Here is a 15,041-nt window from a genome sequence, read left to right as displayed (position 1 = left end):
GAGGTGTTTTAGATGAAAAAGATGTCGATAGTCTTGATTTTGGCGTTCGGTATACTGACTTTAGCTGGTGCAAATGCTGCATTGGATCATTCAAATGCAGAAGGTGAATTCCAAACAGCCGAAATTATAGTAGGTGCATAATTTCATCAACACCCTGAAAAGCTGATACAAATATCAAAAAAAAAGACGATGCCTTCGCTGGCAGCGTCTTTCGTGCTTTTCGGGGAAATTTCCTGTTTTCTAAAAAAACGAAAACAGGAAATTCTTGAAAAAGTGTTTATTTTAAATTTGATTTTAAATACAATGAGAACAAAGGTTCTATTTTTGAAAGGGGAAACATCATGCATATAACATTTGAAAACATCATCGGGAATTTGAAAAAGGAAATTGAAGAGGAGAAAAATGAAGAAACAAGAAAGCTCAAAGTTGGTTAATCTAGGTCTTTCAAATGCCGTTCTTTTAACTCCCTTAATTCTTTCAAATAGTTTATGACGAGTTGTAATTCTTCTTCAGTAATCTTACTACCGTTATCATGAACAATGTTTAGCTTTTTAAGATCATCTATTGTGATGCTTTTCTGTGCAAGTAGCTGTTTCTCCGGTTCTGAATATTTTTTTAGACTTTCTTCATCAAAAAATAAATAAGATTTATGAACGCCTAAATAGTCAGCGATTTTTTCAATTACTTGTATTGATGGTTGTTGTAAATTTCTTTCTATTCTTGAAAGGTAACTATGTGTAATTCCCACAGCTTCAGCAACTTCATCTAATGTTTTTTTCTTTTCCTTACGGATGCGCCGAATCGCTTCTCCCATTTTCATATTTCCCATAATAACACCTGCTTTTTGAAAAATTAGCCTTATTCCTCATAGGAATAATTATACCACATCGTGTACCTCACGAGAAAATTCTTTTAAAAAGCGCTTGTATAAAAAAACCAGCTATGTTAAGATCAAATTGTTCCTTACAGGTACAAATAAGGATGTGATATAACAATGTTTGATCTAAAAGAGTTTGGGTGTTTGCTTCAAAAAATACGAAAAAAGCGTAAGATGTCTCAAATCGAATTTGCTCAACTCCTTGGATTTACAGCGTCGTATGTCTCAAGAGTTGAGAGAGGGAAAGCGAATCCTTCTATACAGGCGATTGAAAAAATTACTAAGCAACTTAATATTAAGATCAGAATTTTTTTTGATTAATAATGGTACTGTCAGGAACAATATTAAGTTGTGTGTTTTAATATTTTGTCACTCACAAAGAAAACGGATATTTAGCTGCTTGCTTAGGTCTCACTACGGATGAATTATTCAAAAGTTATAGAAAGGAGAAAATTATGGCACAGCTTCTTGATGTTAGTCTGTCCATTCCGATTCCGGCTGATAAAGTCCTTATCAGCAAAGTGGAGTTACAAGAACTGAGAGATCAATCTCTATCCGGCGTTTACTGGAATATGAAAGATTTAGAGAAAAAGACGTCACGGAAAAGCGAGTGGATTAAAGAAAACATTTTATATCCAAGTCACTTCCGCAGATTTTTAGATTCAGCAAATGGTGGTTTTGTGTTTTACCCACAATCTAAAGGGCAAAACTGGAGCTTCCAAGCTTCAAAAATGGCTGCCTTTTTAGATAAACACTTTGCTGAAATTTTTTCGAAAAAGAACTGAAAGGAATGGATGAAATGTTCTTAGTAAGTCATGTTTGGCAAACTAACAGGTTTCACTTGGTAATCAGTGAGTCTGAGTCAACTCATCAAAAAGCTTTAGATAAACTTCTCTCGCAAGGTGGAAAGGTTATCCGAAGTGAAAGAGCTGACAATCTGTTGGGTACAGTCATTGTTAACGGAAAGAGGTCGCCCTGGCCTTTAACTAAGTCAGAAAGGATTGAACAAAATGTCTGAGGTTAAGTGGATCAAGTTAAGCACTCAGATGTTTGAGGACGAAAAAATTAAGTTGATAGAGCAGATGCCTGAATCAGATACAATTTTAATTATTTGGGTCAAACTGCTTGCTCAAGCCGGGAAAACCAATGCTTCTGGATACATTTATCTAAATCAAAACATCCCGTATACCGACGAAATGTTGGCAACTATTTTTAATAGGCCCTTACCAATTGTCAGAATGGCGTTAAATACATTTCAACAATTTGGAATGATTGAAGTTGACGAAAATAAATTCATATCTATTGCCAATTGGGAAAAACACCAAAACGTTGAAGGTATGGACAGAGTAAGAAAATTAAACGCTGAAAGAAACAGAAAATACCGGGAACGGAAGAAGCTATTACAGCTAACTGCACCAGAAAAAAATAATGACGTTAGCGTGACGTCACATGACGGTACAGATATAGATAAAGAATTAGATAAAGAAAAAGAATTAAAAGATATATTGTCTGGTAAACCAGACGGCGCGTCCACTTCAAAAAAAGCAAACGATGAGATTCCTTACAAACTGATCATTGATCTGCTGAACAAAAAAGCGGGTACACGATACCGTCATACCACTGACAAAACAAGAAAACTTATAAAGAAACTCTGGAAAGACGGTTTTCGTTTTGAAGATTTTAAACACGTCATCCTAGTGAAAACAGAAGAATGGCTTAATGACCCTGCTATGAATAAGTTTCTCCGTCCTGAAACATTGTTCGGCACAAAGTTCGAGTCTTATCTAAACCAAAAAGGAGGCTTATCACGTGGAGGAAATCACAAGGGAGCGGGCAACCGCAGTCAAGGGCGAAATATCTCGGAGGATGACATTCCATACTGATGAGGCTGGAAATCCTGTCTACTGCAATAAACACACAAGAATTATAGGCGGCGAAGAAAAGCCTTATCCAGTTCAACTGATGCAGCTACGAGACGGCTCAGTAAAATGCCCAATGTGTGAAAGGGAACAGCGCAATAGGGAGATCGAACAAGAAGCTGAGGCGTGGCGCCGGCAGGTAGAGAGAAAGGTTCTTTCTACACATTCACTTATCGCTGATCCAACTCTGGTAAAGGCAACATTTGAATCTTTCCACTGCTACAACAAAGAGGACGAACAGAACAAAAGCCGGATGCTTGAGCTAGTCAAACAGATCAAAGCAGGCGTGATCATGAACATATTTCTAACTGGCGAATCCAATGCCGGAAAGAGTCATCTGGCAATAGCAGCTCTTAAAGAACTGAACAAAAAGAGTTCAGAAGAGTATGCAAAATCAGCCCTTTTTGTTAATAGTGACGCACTCATGCGGCGTATCAAGAGTTCTTTCAAAGATGATTCTGAAAAGCTTACGGAGTCCAAAGCAATCGAACTGCTTACACGAGTCGATTACCTCGTCATTGATGACTTAGGGAGCGAAGTGGGCGACACAGATAATGAGAATAGGGCGGCACCTGATTTCATTTCAAGAGTTTGGTATGGGATCTCTACTGGCAGACAAGGCAAGGTGACGATAGTGACAACAAACCTCACCGGAGTTGCTTTAGCAAAGCTTTATGACAGAAAGACCGTTAACCGTCTTACAGCTCATCTTGAAAAAATTGAGTTTAAAGAGAAGCAAAAGAACAAAGGTCGTAAGACACCGGCAATGCCGTTTTAAGGGGGTGCAAACAAGTGGTACAAGCAGTGATGCCTGGCGTTTGGGAGCTCAAGCCAGAACGGAAGCTTACTGATGCTGAACGCAAAAAAGAGATCAATAATCTCATTGCTCTGGTTGATCAGAAAATAGCAGACTATAAAAACTCTAGGAGGAATGCAGTTTGAAACACGGTAAACGCCCAACACGCGCGCAAAAGGACATTATCAAGCAAAACGGTTTAAATCCAAACAACTGGCTGGTTTCTAAAAACCTGCAGCATGAACAGAGATTGATCATTGTTCATCGGTATACCGGGACGGTAAGGAAGTGTTTGGCATGAGCGTTGCGGTTCTTGCTGATCGGTTAGAAATCGCTTTGACTGATCTTAATTTTGAATGGTCATTGGTGCAAATGCGTCAGGTTGTTGATTACTGGTACGACGGCAAATCCATTTATGACATGGCCGAACTGCTGAATAGAAAGCCGGATGAAATCATTTTGCTCATTGTTGACTTTGCAAGAGGCCGCGTGCTTCCGCCACGTCCTTATGGGTTAAATGCAAATAAACGAATTTCAATCAAGAGAACGCATCTAAAAGGTAAAAAAGATAATCTGCGGCGGTTCGTGCAGGATAGCCCGGTGTATATACCATTCATCGAAAAAAACTTTGTCTGGAATGATTCGGAGATTAAGCGGTTCCGTGAAATGTGGGAAGCCAATGAATCTATTATCTGTATTTCAAAGCAGCTTAATAGAGACATAGACGAAGTTCTATTCCTTGTTATGGATCAAGCCAGCAGGGACTTCATTCAGCCACGAATGAACGGACTTCTCGGAAAGGATGCGACAAAGCATGATCTTATCAGGCAGCGCCTTCCCTTTTGAGAAAGCAACCATTCACCAACTTATGGTCATTGTGCGGTTTGAAGAATGTCCGCCTGACTATAAAAATGCTGCGATGCAATTATTGATCAAGAAGGGAGCGGGGACCGTTGGAATGGACAGAACGCCAGCACTTGATTGAGTGGCTCACTATTCTGGGTGTATACGGAAAAGCATTTCTGGAACACCAGTCAGACGATGAAATTGAGACGCTTTACAATCTGCACATCAAACAATTAAACGAAGAGTAAGGAGGCGAGGACATGACAGAAAATAAAAACTTACGTCAGCATGGGGAAGTCATTACATGGATTATGACGGAAGAGGAGCGCTTGGAGTATATAAAAAAACATCCAATCATCCCAACAGAAGAACCACAGACAAAGCTGCAGGTTTTCTCGATGAACGATTGGATGTGATGACAGTCATAAGTAGACGTCACCGTGCGGAAAATAGAAACTAGTCACTTTTATTATACCACACGGGGGCGTTTATAGTGAACTGTCCAAAACATATAGAAAATCTGGAACAGGTACTTAACCAAATTGAAAATGACAAAAATTACGTCATTGTGATTGACGGAAACAATAAATCATTCAAGTTAACGGAAATGCCGGAGCACGGGAAAACCATCGTGCAAACGTCAAAAGGTAATCTTTCAAGAATTGATTTTGAAATCGGATATAAAATGTGACGCAGAGGGGCCGGTCCTCTCTGCGATATGGGAGGAACGGACATGGATAAATTGCAGGAAATACAAAATAGATTTTCAATAGCAACTTCACTTTATAAAAAGAAAATTGACGTTAATTGGTCCACTATTCTTGAGGATCAAGAATTTCTAATTCAATCAGTAGAAAAACAGCAGGAGATCATTGAGGAAAACAAGCGCCAGCAGGAAGTAACGGTTCATCAGTTCCGGCAGGCACAAAAGGACATTCAGCATTTAAGCGGGGATATGAAACGATACAAACAGGCATTAGAGAAGATCATTACCAATCTCAATTTTGCGATAACAGTTGCCCAAAATGAATTGGAGGGTGATGTGAAATGAATGAGTTATCAGATAAACAAACTTGCCCGTACTGCGATTACACAGAAGAAGATTCCTACTCTAATTGGGATTCAGACAGTGACGGAATTGTAACATGCACGAGTTGCCATAAGGAATATTTTTCATTGCCTCACTATCATTTTGAGGGGTGGCAAGTTGAAAGAATTTGCGAAGAGTGCGGACATGAAGAAAGCGAATGCTTTTGCGAGGGGGAAGCAAAATGATTCCTTTACAAGTAGAGCTTCAGCGGGCAGTCAAAGCTACGAAGGACGAAGCGATGACCATTTACGAGGCGGCCGAACACTTAAAGGTTAATGTCGAGGAAGTGCCTATGATCGTTGCTCAAGCTGATGATCTAAGAATGATCGGCAATGACGCAATTATTGCAAAAAGAGACAAAACAAACGGATGGCTCATTGGGGCGATGGTTTTGGTTTTATTCTTTGCAACCGCAATCGGTTGGGAATAGGGGGATGACAGCATGAAAAGCATCGAGTTATTCGCAGGAATAGGGGGTATAGCGCTTGCTGCTGAATGGGCTGGGATTGAAACAGTTGCATTCTGTGAGCGTGAACCCTTCTGCCAGAAAGTATTGAATAAGAACTTCCGAGGCGTTCCCATCTTCGATGATGTACGCACATTGAATAGACAGCTTTTAGAGGAAAAAGGAGTGATTGAGCCAGGTGGAACAATTGACATTATTTCAGGAGGATTCCCTTGCCAGCCTTACAGTATTGCCGGGAAGCGAAGAGGCACGGAAGATGACCGCGACCTCTGGCCGGAAATGTTTAGGATCATCAAAGAACTTAGACCCACTTGGGTTGTTGGTGAAAACGTTGCTAACTTCGCAAACATGGAGCTCGACCGCACGTTATTTGACTTGGAAAGCGCAGGTTACAAAGGGCAATCGTTTATTATACCGGCTTGCGCCGTCGACGCCAAACATCGAAGAGATCGGACGTTCGTTGTTGCCTACTCCGACAGCAACAGACGGAACAGCAGGGCAAATAATTGGAGAAAAAGACAACTATACACAAACCAAAAATGGAACAAGCAGACGACACTTAAAAAGCGGGAAGAACTGCAGTCTGAGTTTAGGGAGTCACGTTCAATTCTTTCCGACACCAATAACACGAGATTATCGAGGAGCAAGAACACCAGAGAAGTTGAAAGAAAAAGGAAGGAGTGTTACCAACAGTCTTCCGGACTACATAAGGAGCGGTGGGGAAGTTGGACAGCTGAACCCGACGTGGGTAGAGTGGCTAATGGGATTCCCAATCGGGTGGACAGAATTAAAGGATTAGGCAACGCAGTTGTCCCTCAGCAGATTTATCCAATATTTAAGTCCATAAGGGAATTTTATGATTTTAAAACATAATTTCACTTTTTTATGATTTAATATGATTATAAATAATAAAAGGGTGGTTTTCTTGACTGTTTCATTAAAAAAATTAGATGATTTAGAATTAACTTTGCTTTATAGTTCGTTGCTTAAGGAACTGAAGCAACGAGGTATAATACGAACTAATAATGTTGTTGGGGAGCTTGGAGAATACTTGGCTATTAATTTTTATAATAAAACTAAAGGGCTCCCCAAACTTCAAGCTGCACCAACAGGGACTCAAAATATCGATGCTCTAAGTATAAAAGGAGATCGGTATAGTATTAAAACAACAACTGGGAGCGTTACGGGAGTTTTTTATGGTATGAACGATCCTGAAATAAGGGAACCTGATATACAGAAATTTGAATATGTGATAATAGTATTGTTTGATAAAGAATATTCTTTGAAGGGTATATATGAATTGAGTTGGGAAAGTTTTATAAAGCATAAACGTTGGCATAAAAGAATGAGGGCATGGAATTTAACTATAACTAAAGCGCTTCTTTCTGATAGTGAAATTATATTTGAAAAAGAATCAAAACTTTTAAATTAGGGTGTGATTAATAAGTGGTTGAAGCAATGAAAAAAATAATTTGGAATAAATACGTGAAGTTTGCTGTTATATTTATAGTTTCATTGTTGGTAATCATTTTAGGAGCATTTTTTTTTGAGTGGATTAACAAACCGATTTGGTCTTCTAACTTTATAGTTTTTTCAAGTTACGTATTAATGTATTACTATCTAATATCAGTACTTATATCCCCTTTAGAACAAGTCAAGCCTCCTGAAAAATTATATCATTGGTTAAATAATCCGATTATATATGAACAAGATTCATTTTTAAAAGACTTAAAAGAAGTAGATATAGATAAGAAGAATCTTCTAGAAAATCTCAATAATTTTCGAGTAGAGCTATTAATTTATACAAATCATGATTTAACAAAGTTAAGAATGCTTAAAGCTCATGTTCGCACCAAAAATACTGAGGGGAGTTTGGACACAATCAATCGTACATTAATTGCACTTTTAGCTGGACCATTATTTCTTTTTGTCATTAAAAACAATTCTATTATTGAATATTTAAAAATCCCAATAAAAAACGCGAATCAAGAGTTAATTAGCATTATGACTGTTTTGTTGATATTGCTCTTTTTTTTATCCATTATTATCAATTTTGTTTTCCTTTTTTCGGGGAACAAAACGCGTTTGAAATTTATAGAGGAAATGGCTGATGCATGTATAGAAGAGCTTAAAACTAAATAAGTCCAAGATGGAGACGCCTGCGGACACTGACCACTACACAGAGAAATCTGTGCTTTGGTTGGTGTCCGTTTTTTATTTGAACGGAGGGAAGGCATGAAGAAGAGGAAGAAAAAGTCCAATAAAAACGCGCAGGAGCGCTCAGAATGGTTTTGGCGGCAAATTGATGGGGCAAGATAGGCAAACATTCAAAAGAGGCAAAGGCGGGACTTTAAGACGCAAATAAACGGGAGGGTAAAACTATGAATCAATTAACATTAAACATTCCTCAGATTGACGAAGAAGCGACTAAATTAAAAGCAGAGAAGCTGCTGGATCAATACCGGTTATATCTCTTACAGGTGCCAGATGATTTTTTACCAAAGGTTACACCAACTTACAGCATTGTTCCGCCGAGCATTACGAATGAATTTCATTCATCGACAGAAGATGCAGCGTTAAAGCGTCTTGATTGGGAGATTCAGCGTGACAAATTCCTAAAAAGGATTCAAAGAGCTGTTAACCGGCTTTCTCAAAGAGAACGGCAGATCATTGTCATGCTCTATATGCAGCCGGAAGAAATGTATGATTATGAAGTGTATGCAGAAATGGACCTGAGCCAGCGCAGCTATTATCGTGTGAAGGCAAAGGCTCTATATCGGTTGGCATTTGCTCTTAGAGAAGAAGTCTACAAGAAAGGGGCAGCTTCTTAATGAATTTTGTTCAGCCTATACGTGATCCGGAATGCATCTTTTACATCAAGAGGTTTTTAAAAGAGCAAAACATGAGGAATTACATGCTATTTGTGACGGGTATCAATTCAGGGCTTCGCATATCAGATATTCTGCAGCTGAGAGTAAGAGACGCTAAACGGCCATACTTCAATCTCATAGAGAAGAAAACGAAAAAGAAAAAGAGAATCGACATGACGCCAGCTCTTCAAAGGGAATTTAAGGCCTATGTCGAAGGGAAAGAGGACCATGAGTTTCTCTTTAAAAGCCGTGAAGGGATTAACAAGCCAATATCCCGGTCGATGGCATACAAGATTCTCAGGGCGGCTGCTGAGTACGTGGGGCTAGATGACATTGGCACGCATACATTAAGAAAAACATTCGGCTATCACTTTTACAAACAAACAAAGGACGTTGCTATGCTGCAGGAGATATTTAATCACTCAGACCAACGGACAACCCTTAGATACATCGGAATCAATCAAGACGCCATGAACAACGCTATGAAGAAATTTAAAATATAACCAGGCTCATCCAAAACAACAAGGATGGGCCTTTTTCTTTGCGTTTTTCGTCAATTCCTCAAAAATAACAGGCGTGTAATTCATTTTAGGGATATTGGTTAAAAACAGAGGGGACAAGGGGTTGGCTCAGTTCAACGAGTTGCACAGTATAAAACATATGAGTAATTCGTGGATTATGTGGATACTGCCTTTAAATGTTATATAATAGAGGAAAAGTTTAGGAGTGAAAAATTTGAATTTTGATACGAAGTATCTTATTAGGTGGGGAATACCAGGATGGGTATTCATTATGTTAATAAGCTTGCCAATATTATTTTTATATCATGATGAATTACTTAAATTTAAAATAGATATATCCAAGACTTTGGGTCTTTTTGTGTCATTAGCTTTTTTCGGGGTAACTATAGGATACATAATGCAACAAATTCACTTTTCTAATAGGTGGTCTAAAAATAAACAAATCATAGATGAAGCTGCTAGAATGACAAATGCTGTGGAGGAGCATGTTAAGGGTGTAAGTCTGCATGAGTGGGGTGAAGGTGATCATCATAAAGATTATTACGTTTTTGAATATGTTTGGCATAGGGGATTATTGAAATTAAAAGATGCTGCTCAAAGAGATTATATAGCAGATCGATATAGGCACATACTTAGCACAATTCATAGTTTAGGTACCCTTAGAGTTTCTCTAGTGATTTCCATTGTGATAAATTTTGTTACTTTAATAAAGTATAATTTTGATAGTTATCTTAATCAAACCTTAAATCCAAATATGTATATATTCAATTTGGTTATATTTTTAATCTATTTTGGGCTAATAGGGTGGTTGTTTAAAGTAGTATCAAAAGGGTACGAGCATTATTCAGCTAACTTAAATGCGTTTCAAGGGTATTTTTTGAATGAGCTAATAAATTGGAATACATTCAAAGAGAATGAACAACTACAGGAAAATGATGATGCAGACGAAATAGAACCCAGTTATTAAAATGGCACAAACTTGGCAGAATAACGGCACATCATTTCGTTTTAAAAAAGTTATTATGGTAATAGGTAATGAATCGATAAAGAAATTGCATGAGACTTTTTTATTCATCTAACAGCATCAAATCTTAAAGATTTGAATAAAGTGTTAAAATTTAGGATGCATAAGACGATATATAAAATAGGAGGTGAATTTAATGATTATTGATCCTATGTTAATTAATTGTTTGAACAATTATACAAAGGTAGAATTAAGCGTTGAACCTGATATACCAGGAAAAGATGAACAAATTCTGCATGAGATTAAAGGTCATCAGGTACTTGAAACTAAGACGGGTGCGCTCTTACTTATTCATTTGAAGAACCCAGAAACTAACGAAGAATATACATACAGCTATCCTGACATAACTAAAGTTGAGTTAACCAAGTGGTCAGACCGTCACGATAAATGGTATATACATTCTTTAGATCGATCAGAGTTTAAAAATGACAATTATAAGAAGCAGATGATCTACAGGTTAATCTTTAAAAAATAAACAAAAAGCATCCTTCGAGATGCTTTTTGTTTATAGTGTAAAACATAACAGGGGTGAAATTATTGTCATTGGATATTAATCAATCTTTCCTAATAGAATTACGAGATAAATTAGAGGGAAATGGTTTTACTGCAGATGATTTTAAAATCTCAACATCCATCGAATCAACTGAAAGTCTGGATGAATTAATTTTGCAAATTACTTATATTTATCACAAAAATTTTTACTTTTCATTTGTATTAAATCCTAGTGGAGATTTAAAAAAATTTGAGATAAGCCCCGGAAAATTATTATCTCGTGAAAAATCATATGGCACATTCGCTGATGAATTCCTTACAATGGAAATAACTGCTTGGCTTAAACGCTTAAGAAGAGAAATGGGAAATTCAGTTGTTGGGAGACAAATCAAAGATACGCAAGAAAAAATAGAAGAAATTGAAAAGATTATGGAAGAAAAGTTTGAAGAAGTATCTGAGAGTTATTTTACAAAAGCTGAAGGACAAAAGCTGAAAGATAAACTTGATGAGCTTGAAGAAAAGTATTCTTCAGCCTTTGATAAATCGGAAGAACTTGAATCTGAATTAAAAGCTGAAAAGAAAAAGATGCATCAAGAAATCGAGTTGTTAAAGGATCAAGTTCAATACTTAACTAAAAAGAAATGGGCAACTGCTTTAATGGTTAAGCTAGTTAATTGGTGTGCAAGAAATCCTCAGGCGGCAAAACAGATTGGTCAATCGGCTGTAAAAACTTTACTTCCAAAAGAGATTGAAGATTCTTTACCTACAAGTTTACTTCCACCTAGAGATGAGAATAATTAATAATTAGTGCTCAGCATTGTGAACTTACAACATACTAACACACAATTTATAATTTTTAAAAGCTCTCCAGATTGGAGAGCTTTTTTAATGGGGGGATTCTAGTAATATGCATAAGTCTTTGAAACCCTGTAATGAACCTGGTTGTCCTAACTTAACAAGGGAGGGCTACTGTGAACAGCACAAGCGAACCAAGCCGGCCTATGATCAGCACCGGGAGTCCGCTGGCAAACGTGGATATAACAGCAAGTGGAGGCAGGCGCGTCTTGGCTATCTGTCAAAGCACCCATTTTGTGTATCGTGCATGATGGAAGGTAGACGGGTGCCGGCAACAGTAGTCGATCATATCAAGCCGCATAAAGGAGACAGGAAACTCTTTTGGGACTCAGGCAACTGGCAGCCACTATGCGCGCCATGCCATAGCCGAAAGACAGCGAAGGAGGATGGAGGATTTGGGAACAGAACATCAAACATGCATGTGTGATGAATGCGGAACAATGCTCTTGGTCAAAGGATGCTCAAAGGTCAGGAAGCATGACGACGGAATCCGTGAGCATTATATCAAGTGTCCTCGGTGTCGGACTGAGTATACATCCTATTACACCAACGCTGACATAAGACGTATGCAACAGAAGGTAAAGAAACTGTTTGCTCTTCGTGCAACGATGAAAAAGGAAACAGCATTCGATCTGTATACAAAGAAATTAAAAGAAGCACAAAAGAAATTAGAAGCCGCAATGCTACAGCTGAAAGAGGAAATGAGCACCCCCCACCCTAAAATCTCTGAGGGGTGAACGCCAGAGACCGCGCTCCCCTCCCCATTTTGAAAAATTCCCTAAATGAAAATTCGGAAGGAGGTGAGGGAATGGCTAGACCGCGGCAACCAGTTGACTTGCTACTGGTGAAAGGGAAGAAACATCTGACACAGCAAGAGATCGAGGAGCGTCGAGCACAGGAAATAAAGGCACCAAACGACAAAGTAAAAGCTCCTTCTTATTTGCCAAAAGACTTAAAAAGAGAGTTTAAAAAGATAGCGGACGAGCTAAAAAACATCGGGATTATGACCAATTTAGATGTTGATGCGCTCGCCCGTTTTTTATATGCCCGTAAACTTTACATCCAGATCACTGATCAATTGCTTGAACAGGGACCGATGAAGACAATTATCGTCAAGGACCTTGATCAAGCGGGAAATGTTATTGGGGAACATGAAAAACAAGTCACAAATGATGACTATTCCGAGCTGTTAATTAATCAGGACAAGCTATTTAAACAATGCCGGCAAGCTTCAAGTGATTTAGGGCTGACCATTTCCTCTCGCTGTAGACTTGTCATCCCGAAAAAAGATGATGGGAAACCGAAGTCAAAAGAGGAAGAACGGTTCGGGGGCCGCATGTAATGCAAGAGATTAATGCCGAAATTCTCATTGAACGGGTATGGTCATACGCTGAGAAAATCCGTTCTGGTGAAATCAAGGCAAGCAAAAAGCACAGATGGGCTGTTGAGCGCTTTTTTCGAGATGTTGAACGACTTGCAGATGATGACTGCCCTTATTATTTTGATGCCGAGGCTGTTGTCGATTTTTATGAATGGGCAAGGCAATTCAGACACGTCGAGGGGATTCTTGCCGGACAGCCAATTGAACTTACAGACTTTCAGCTTTTTATAGCGGCTAATATCTACGGATTTTATAAAAAAGAAAACGGTGCTCGGCGATTTCGAAAAGTTTATATCCAGCTGGCCCGGAAAAATGCGAAATCACAGTTTCTTGCTTTAATGGCGTCATATGAGATTTTTCCGACGCAAGAAAAACACCGGGTATTTATCGCCGGGTGGTCCAGAGAACAATCCGATGAGGTTTATCAAGCCATACTCGAACAGCTGCATCATGCGCCCATACTGAAAGGGAAATACTCCTCAGCCAATGGGCGAGTCAAAAAATACAAGACAAACTCCATCATTCAGCCTTTATCTCGTGAAGCCCGGAAGTTAGGGGACGGGAAAAACCCATCTATTGGGATAGTGGACGAATATCATGCTCATGAAACAAGTGAAATATATGATGTTCTTGATAGTGGTATGGTCGCCCGCCGCAGCCCGTTAATGGCTGTTATTACGACAGCCGGATTTCATATGGAAAGGCCGTGTTTCAGGGAATATCAATATACAAGTAAAATACTTGATCCGGACATTGACACGGAGAATGATGATTATTTTGTTATGATCTGTGAGCTTGATCCAGAGGACGATATAAAAGACGAATCAAATTGGATTAAAGCTAATCCGATTGTTGCAACATATCCAGAAGGCATGGAGTCTTTACGGTCAGCCTTAAAAGTAGCATTGGAAGTTCCAGAGAAAATGAGAAGCTTCCTGACAAAAAATATGAATCGATGGGTTGATCAAAAGGATAATGGATATATGAACATGACAAAATGGCGGGCATGCAGCGGCGAAATCCCTGATTTACAGGGCATGTCGGTTTACCTTGGGCTTGATCTGTCAATGACTACAGACTTAACATCCGTTGGATATGTGGCCGTGCAGGAAGGTTTGTTCTACGTTGGACAACATTCCTTTATGCCGGAGGCACGAGCAAAGGAAAAAATGGCCACCGATAAGGTGCCATATGACTTGTGGAAAGAGATGGGTTACATCACGTATACAGCAGGGGAAGCAGTTGATTATCAACGAGTCGAACAATGGATCATGGAATTCATTCATAAACATCGTTTTCGGCCACAAGAGATCGTATATGACAAATGGAACGCTCTTCATTTAGCTCAACGGCTTGAATCAAAAGGGCTTACGACTGTTGAGATGCCGCAAAGAATAAATCATCTTTCATTACCAACTAAGAGCTTTCGTGAAAATGTTTATGAGGGGAAAATCATACACGGTGATGATCCAGTTTTAACATGGGCGATCAATAACGCGATCATGAAAATTGATCCGCAGGAAAATATTATGCTGGATAAAGCAAAATCGCCGCAAAGGATTGACCCCATTGCAGCTGTTATAAATGCGTATGCCCGTGCGATGTACTTCGGCAATAGTGGAAGAGTTGATTTGAATGAACATTTTGGGTCCGGCAATTTCAGTTTTTAGGATGTGAGAAGTATGAAAAAGGTTAGTGTTTTTTTTGCCGCCGTGTTTAACCCTAGAGTTATGAAAAGAGGGTTTTCTTTTTTCTTGTTGATATTAAATGATCTGCTGTTCATCACGGGTGCAGGCTTTATCCTGACAGCTGCTTATAGATGGAATACAAACATCGGTCTGATTCTGACGGGTGTCTTTTTTATGTTTTATGCCTATCTTCTGACCAAGAAAGCGAGGTGAAAT

28 protein-coding genes are annotated in these 15,041 nt (G+C 38.8%); 27 read left to right on the top strand and 1 reads right to left on the bottom strand.

The window, feature by feature from the left end; all coding sequences use genetic code 11:
• Positions 1-12: 12 nt before the first annotated feature.
• Positions 13-141 (top strand): hypothetical protein, encoded by a 129-nt coding sequence (locus tag Q5C82_RS05335; RefSeq protein ID WP_003220310.1) that lies wholly within the window; start codon positions 13-15, stop codon positions 139-141.
• Between the two features lie 289 nt (positions 142-430).
• Here the strand turns inward: Q5C82_RS05335 and Q5C82_RS05330 are convergent, their stop codons facing one another.
• Positions 431-829 (bottom strand): helix-turn-helix domain-containing protein, encoded by a 399-nt coding sequence (locus Q5C82_RS05330; RefSeq protein ID WP_003220304.1) that lies wholly within the window; start codon positions 827-829, stop codon positions 431-433.
• A 165-nt stretch (positions 830-994) separates the two neighbouring features.
• Here Q5C82_RS05330 and Q5C82_RS05325 point away from each other — a divergent pair, with 165 nt between their 5' ends.
• The 26 genes from Q5C82_RS05325 (at position 995) to Q5C82_RS05200 (ending at position 15,038) form a co-directional block, all read left to right on the top strand.
• A complete protein-coding gene (locus Q5C82_RS05325; RefSeq protein WP_003220302.1) occupies positions 995-1,198 on the top strand; it encodes a helix-turn-helix domain-containing protein in 204 nt (67 codons plus the stop codon).
• Between the two features lie 134 nt (positions 1,199-1,332).
• Positions 1,333-1,662, top strand: coding sequence for a DUF771 domain-containing protein (locus Q5C82_RS05320; protein ID WP_003220300.1), 330 nt, complete (start codon positions 1,333-1,335; stop codon positions 1,660-1,662).
• Positions 1,663-1,887: 225 nt separating this feature from the next.
• A complete protein-coding gene (locus tag Q5C82_RS05315) occupies positions 1,888-2,760 on the top strand; it encodes a phage replisome organizer N-terminal domain-containing protein (protein WP_003220297.1) in 873 nt (290 codons plus the stop codon).
• Positions 2,744-3,574, top strand: coding sequence for an ATP-binding protein (locus tag Q5C82_RS05310; protein ID WP_003220295.1), 831 nt, complete (start codon positions 2,744-2,746; stop codon positions 3,572-3,574). The genes Q5C82_RS05315 and Q5C82_RS05310 overlap by 17 nt, the downstream gene beginning before the upstream one ends.
• Before the next feature lie 14 nt (positions 3,575-3,588).
• Positions 3,589-3,738 carry a hypothetical protein gene (locus tag Q5C82_RS05305; protein ID WP_003220293.1) on the top strand — a complete coding sequence of 50 codons (150 nt, stop codon included), beginning with the start codon at positions 3,589-3,591 and terminating at the stop codon, positions 3,736-3,738.
• Entirely contained in the window at positions 3,735-3,893 is a 159-nt protein-coding gene (locus Q5C82_RS05300) for a hypothetical protein (protein WP_003220291.1), read from the top strand. The genes Q5C82_RS05305 and Q5C82_RS05300 overlap by 4 nt, the downstream gene beginning before the upstream one ends.
• On the top strand, positions 3,890-4,438 hold the full coding sequence (locus Q5C82_RS05295; protein WP_003220290.1) for a hypothetical protein: 549 nt from the start codon (positions 3,890-3,892) through the stop codon (positions 4,436-4,438). The genes Q5C82_RS05300 and Q5C82_RS05295 overlap by 4 nt, the downstream gene beginning before the upstream one ends.
• Before the next feature lie 107 nt (positions 4,439-4,545).
• Positions 4,546-4,686 carry a BH0509 family protein gene (locus Q5C82_RS05290; RefSeq protein ID WP_003220287.1) on the top strand — a complete coding sequence of 47 codons (141 nt, stop codon included), beginning with the start codon at positions 4,546-4,548 and terminating at the stop codon, positions 4,684-4,686.
• Positions 4,687-4,698: 12 nt separating this feature from the next.
• Positions 4,699-4,854: a hypothetical protein gene (locus Q5C82_RS05285; RefSeq protein ID WP_003220285.1), complete on the top strand. Its 156-nt coding sequence runs from the start codon at positions 4,699-4,701 to the stop codon at positions 4,852-4,854.
• A 77-nt stretch (positions 4,855-4,931) separates the two neighbouring features.
• Positions 4,932-5,129, top strand: a complete 198-nt coding sequence (locus tag Q5C82_RS05280) for an XtrA/YqaO family protein (RefSeq protein WP_003220282.1) — start codon at positions 4,932-4,934, stop codon at positions 5,127-5,129.
• A gap of 42 nt (positions 5,130-5,171) precedes the next feature.
• The gene (locus Q5C82_RS05275; RefSeq protein WP_003220281.1) at positions 5,172-5,489 is read left to right on the top strand and encodes a hypothetical protein; all 318 of its coding nucleotides are present in this window, start codon (positions 5,172-5,174) and stop codon (positions 5,487-5,489) included.
• Complete coding sequence (locus Q5C82_RS05270; RefSeq protein ID WP_003220279.1) at positions 5,486-5,713, top strand: hypothetical protein; 228 nt, start codon at positions 5,486-5,488, stop codon at positions 5,711-5,713. Before Q5C82_RS05275 ends, Q5C82_RS05270 begins: the two co-directional genes overlap by 4 nt.
• Positions 5,710-5,958: a hypothetical protein gene (locus tag Q5C82_RS05265; protein WP_003220277.1), complete on the top strand. Its 249-nt coding sequence runs from the start codon at positions 5,710-5,712 to the stop codon at positions 5,956-5,958. The genes Q5C82_RS05270 and Q5C82_RS05265 overlap by 4 nt, the downstream gene beginning before the upstream one ends.
• Before the next feature lie 12 nt (positions 5,959-5,970).
• Positions 5,971-6,867 (top strand): DNA cytosine methyltransferase, encoded by an 897-nt coding sequence (locus tag Q5C82_RS05260; protein WP_003220275.1) that lies wholly within the window; start codon positions 5,971-5,973, stop codon positions 6,865-6,867.
• Positions 6,868-6,919: 52 nt separating this feature from the next.
• Positions 6,920-7,426, top strand: coding sequence for a hypothetical protein (locus tag Q5C82_RS05255; protein ID WP_003220272.1), 507 nt, complete (start codon positions 6,920-6,922; stop codon positions 7,424-7,426).
• A gap of 14 nt (positions 7,427-7,440) precedes the next feature.
• The gene (locus Q5C82_RS05250) at positions 7,441-8,136 is read left to right on the top strand and encodes a hypothetical protein (protein ID WP_230939491.1); all 696 of its coding nucleotides are present in this window, start codon (positions 7,441-7,443) and stop codon (positions 8,134-8,136) included.
• Between the two features lie 239 nt (positions 8,137-8,375).
• Positions 8,376-8,825 (top strand): ArpU family phage packaging/lysis transcriptional regulator, encoded by a 450-nt coding sequence (locus tag Q5C82_RS05245; RefSeq protein WP_003220267.1) that lies wholly within the window; start codon positions 8,376-8,378, stop codon positions 8,823-8,825.
• Positions 8,825-9,367 (top strand): tyrosine-type recombinase/integrase, encoded by a 543-nt coding sequence (locus tag Q5C82_RS05240; RefSeq protein WP_003220264.1) that lies wholly within the window; start codon positions 8,825-8,827, stop codon positions 9,365-9,367. Before Q5C82_RS05245 ends, Q5C82_RS05240 begins: the two co-directional genes overlap by 1 nt.
• Before the next feature lie 232 nt (positions 9,368-9,599).
• Positions 9,600-10,352, top strand: coding sequence for a hypothetical protein (locus tag Q5C82_RS05235; protein WP_003220262.1), 753 nt, complete (start codon positions 9,600-9,602; stop codon positions 10,350-10,352).
• Between the two features lie 193 nt (positions 10,353-10,545).
• On the top strand, positions 10,546-10,884 hold the full coding sequence (locus tag Q5C82_RS05230) for a hypothetical protein (protein WP_003220259.1): 339 nt from the start codon (positions 10,546-10,548) through the stop codon (positions 10,882-10,884).
• Positions 10,885-10,946: 62 nt separating this feature from the next.
• The gene (locus tag Q5C82_RS05225; RefSeq protein ID WP_003220256.1) at positions 10,947-11,702 is read left to right on the top strand and encodes a hypothetical protein; all 756 of its coding nucleotides are present in this window, start codon (positions 10,947-10,949) and stop codon (positions 11,700-11,702) included.
• A 106-nt stretch (positions 11,703-11,808) separates the two neighbouring features.
• Positions 11,809-12,183, top strand: a complete 375-nt coding sequence (locus Q5C82_RS05220; protein WP_003220254.1) for an HNH endonuclease signature motif containing protein — start codon at positions 11,809-11,811, stop codon at positions 12,181-12,183.
• Positions 12,152-12,493, top strand: a complete 342-nt coding sequence (locus Q5C82_RS05215) for a hypothetical protein (RefSeq protein ID WP_003220252.1) — start codon at positions 12,152-12,154, stop codon at positions 12,491-12,493. Before Q5C82_RS05220 ends, Q5C82_RS05215 begins: the two co-directional genes overlap by 32 nt.
• Before the next feature lie 71 nt (positions 12,494-12,564).
• Positions 12,565-13,098 (top strand): phage terminase small subunit P27 family, encoded by a 534-nt coding sequence (locus Q5C82_RS05210; protein WP_003220250.1) that lies wholly within the window; start codon positions 12,565-12,567, stop codon positions 13,096-13,098.
• The gene (locus Q5C82_RS05205) at positions 13,098-14,807 is read left to right on the top strand and encodes a terminase large subunit (RefSeq protein WP_003220248.1); all 1,710 of its coding nucleotides are present in this window, start codon (positions 13,098-13,100) and stop codon (positions 14,805-14,807) included. The genes Q5C82_RS05210 and Q5C82_RS05205 overlap by 1 nt, the downstream gene beginning before the upstream one ends.
• A gap of 84 nt (positions 14,808-14,891) precedes the next feature.
• Positions 14,892-15,038 (top strand): hypothetical protein, encoded by a 147-nt coding sequence (locus tag Q5C82_RS05200; RefSeq protein ID WP_003220246.1) that lies wholly within the window; start codon positions 14,892-14,894, stop codon positions 15,036-15,038.
• Positions 15,039-15,041: the final 3 nt, after the last annotated feature.

The sequence above is a fragment of the uncultured Bacillus sp. genome, from assembly GCF_958411575.1.
In the GTDB taxonomy this organism is placed as follows: domain Bacteria; phylum Bacillota; class Bacilli; order Bacillales; family Bacillaceae; genus Bacillus; species Bacillus spizizenii.
This window is presented reverse-complemented; position numbering and strand designations above follow the sequence as displayed.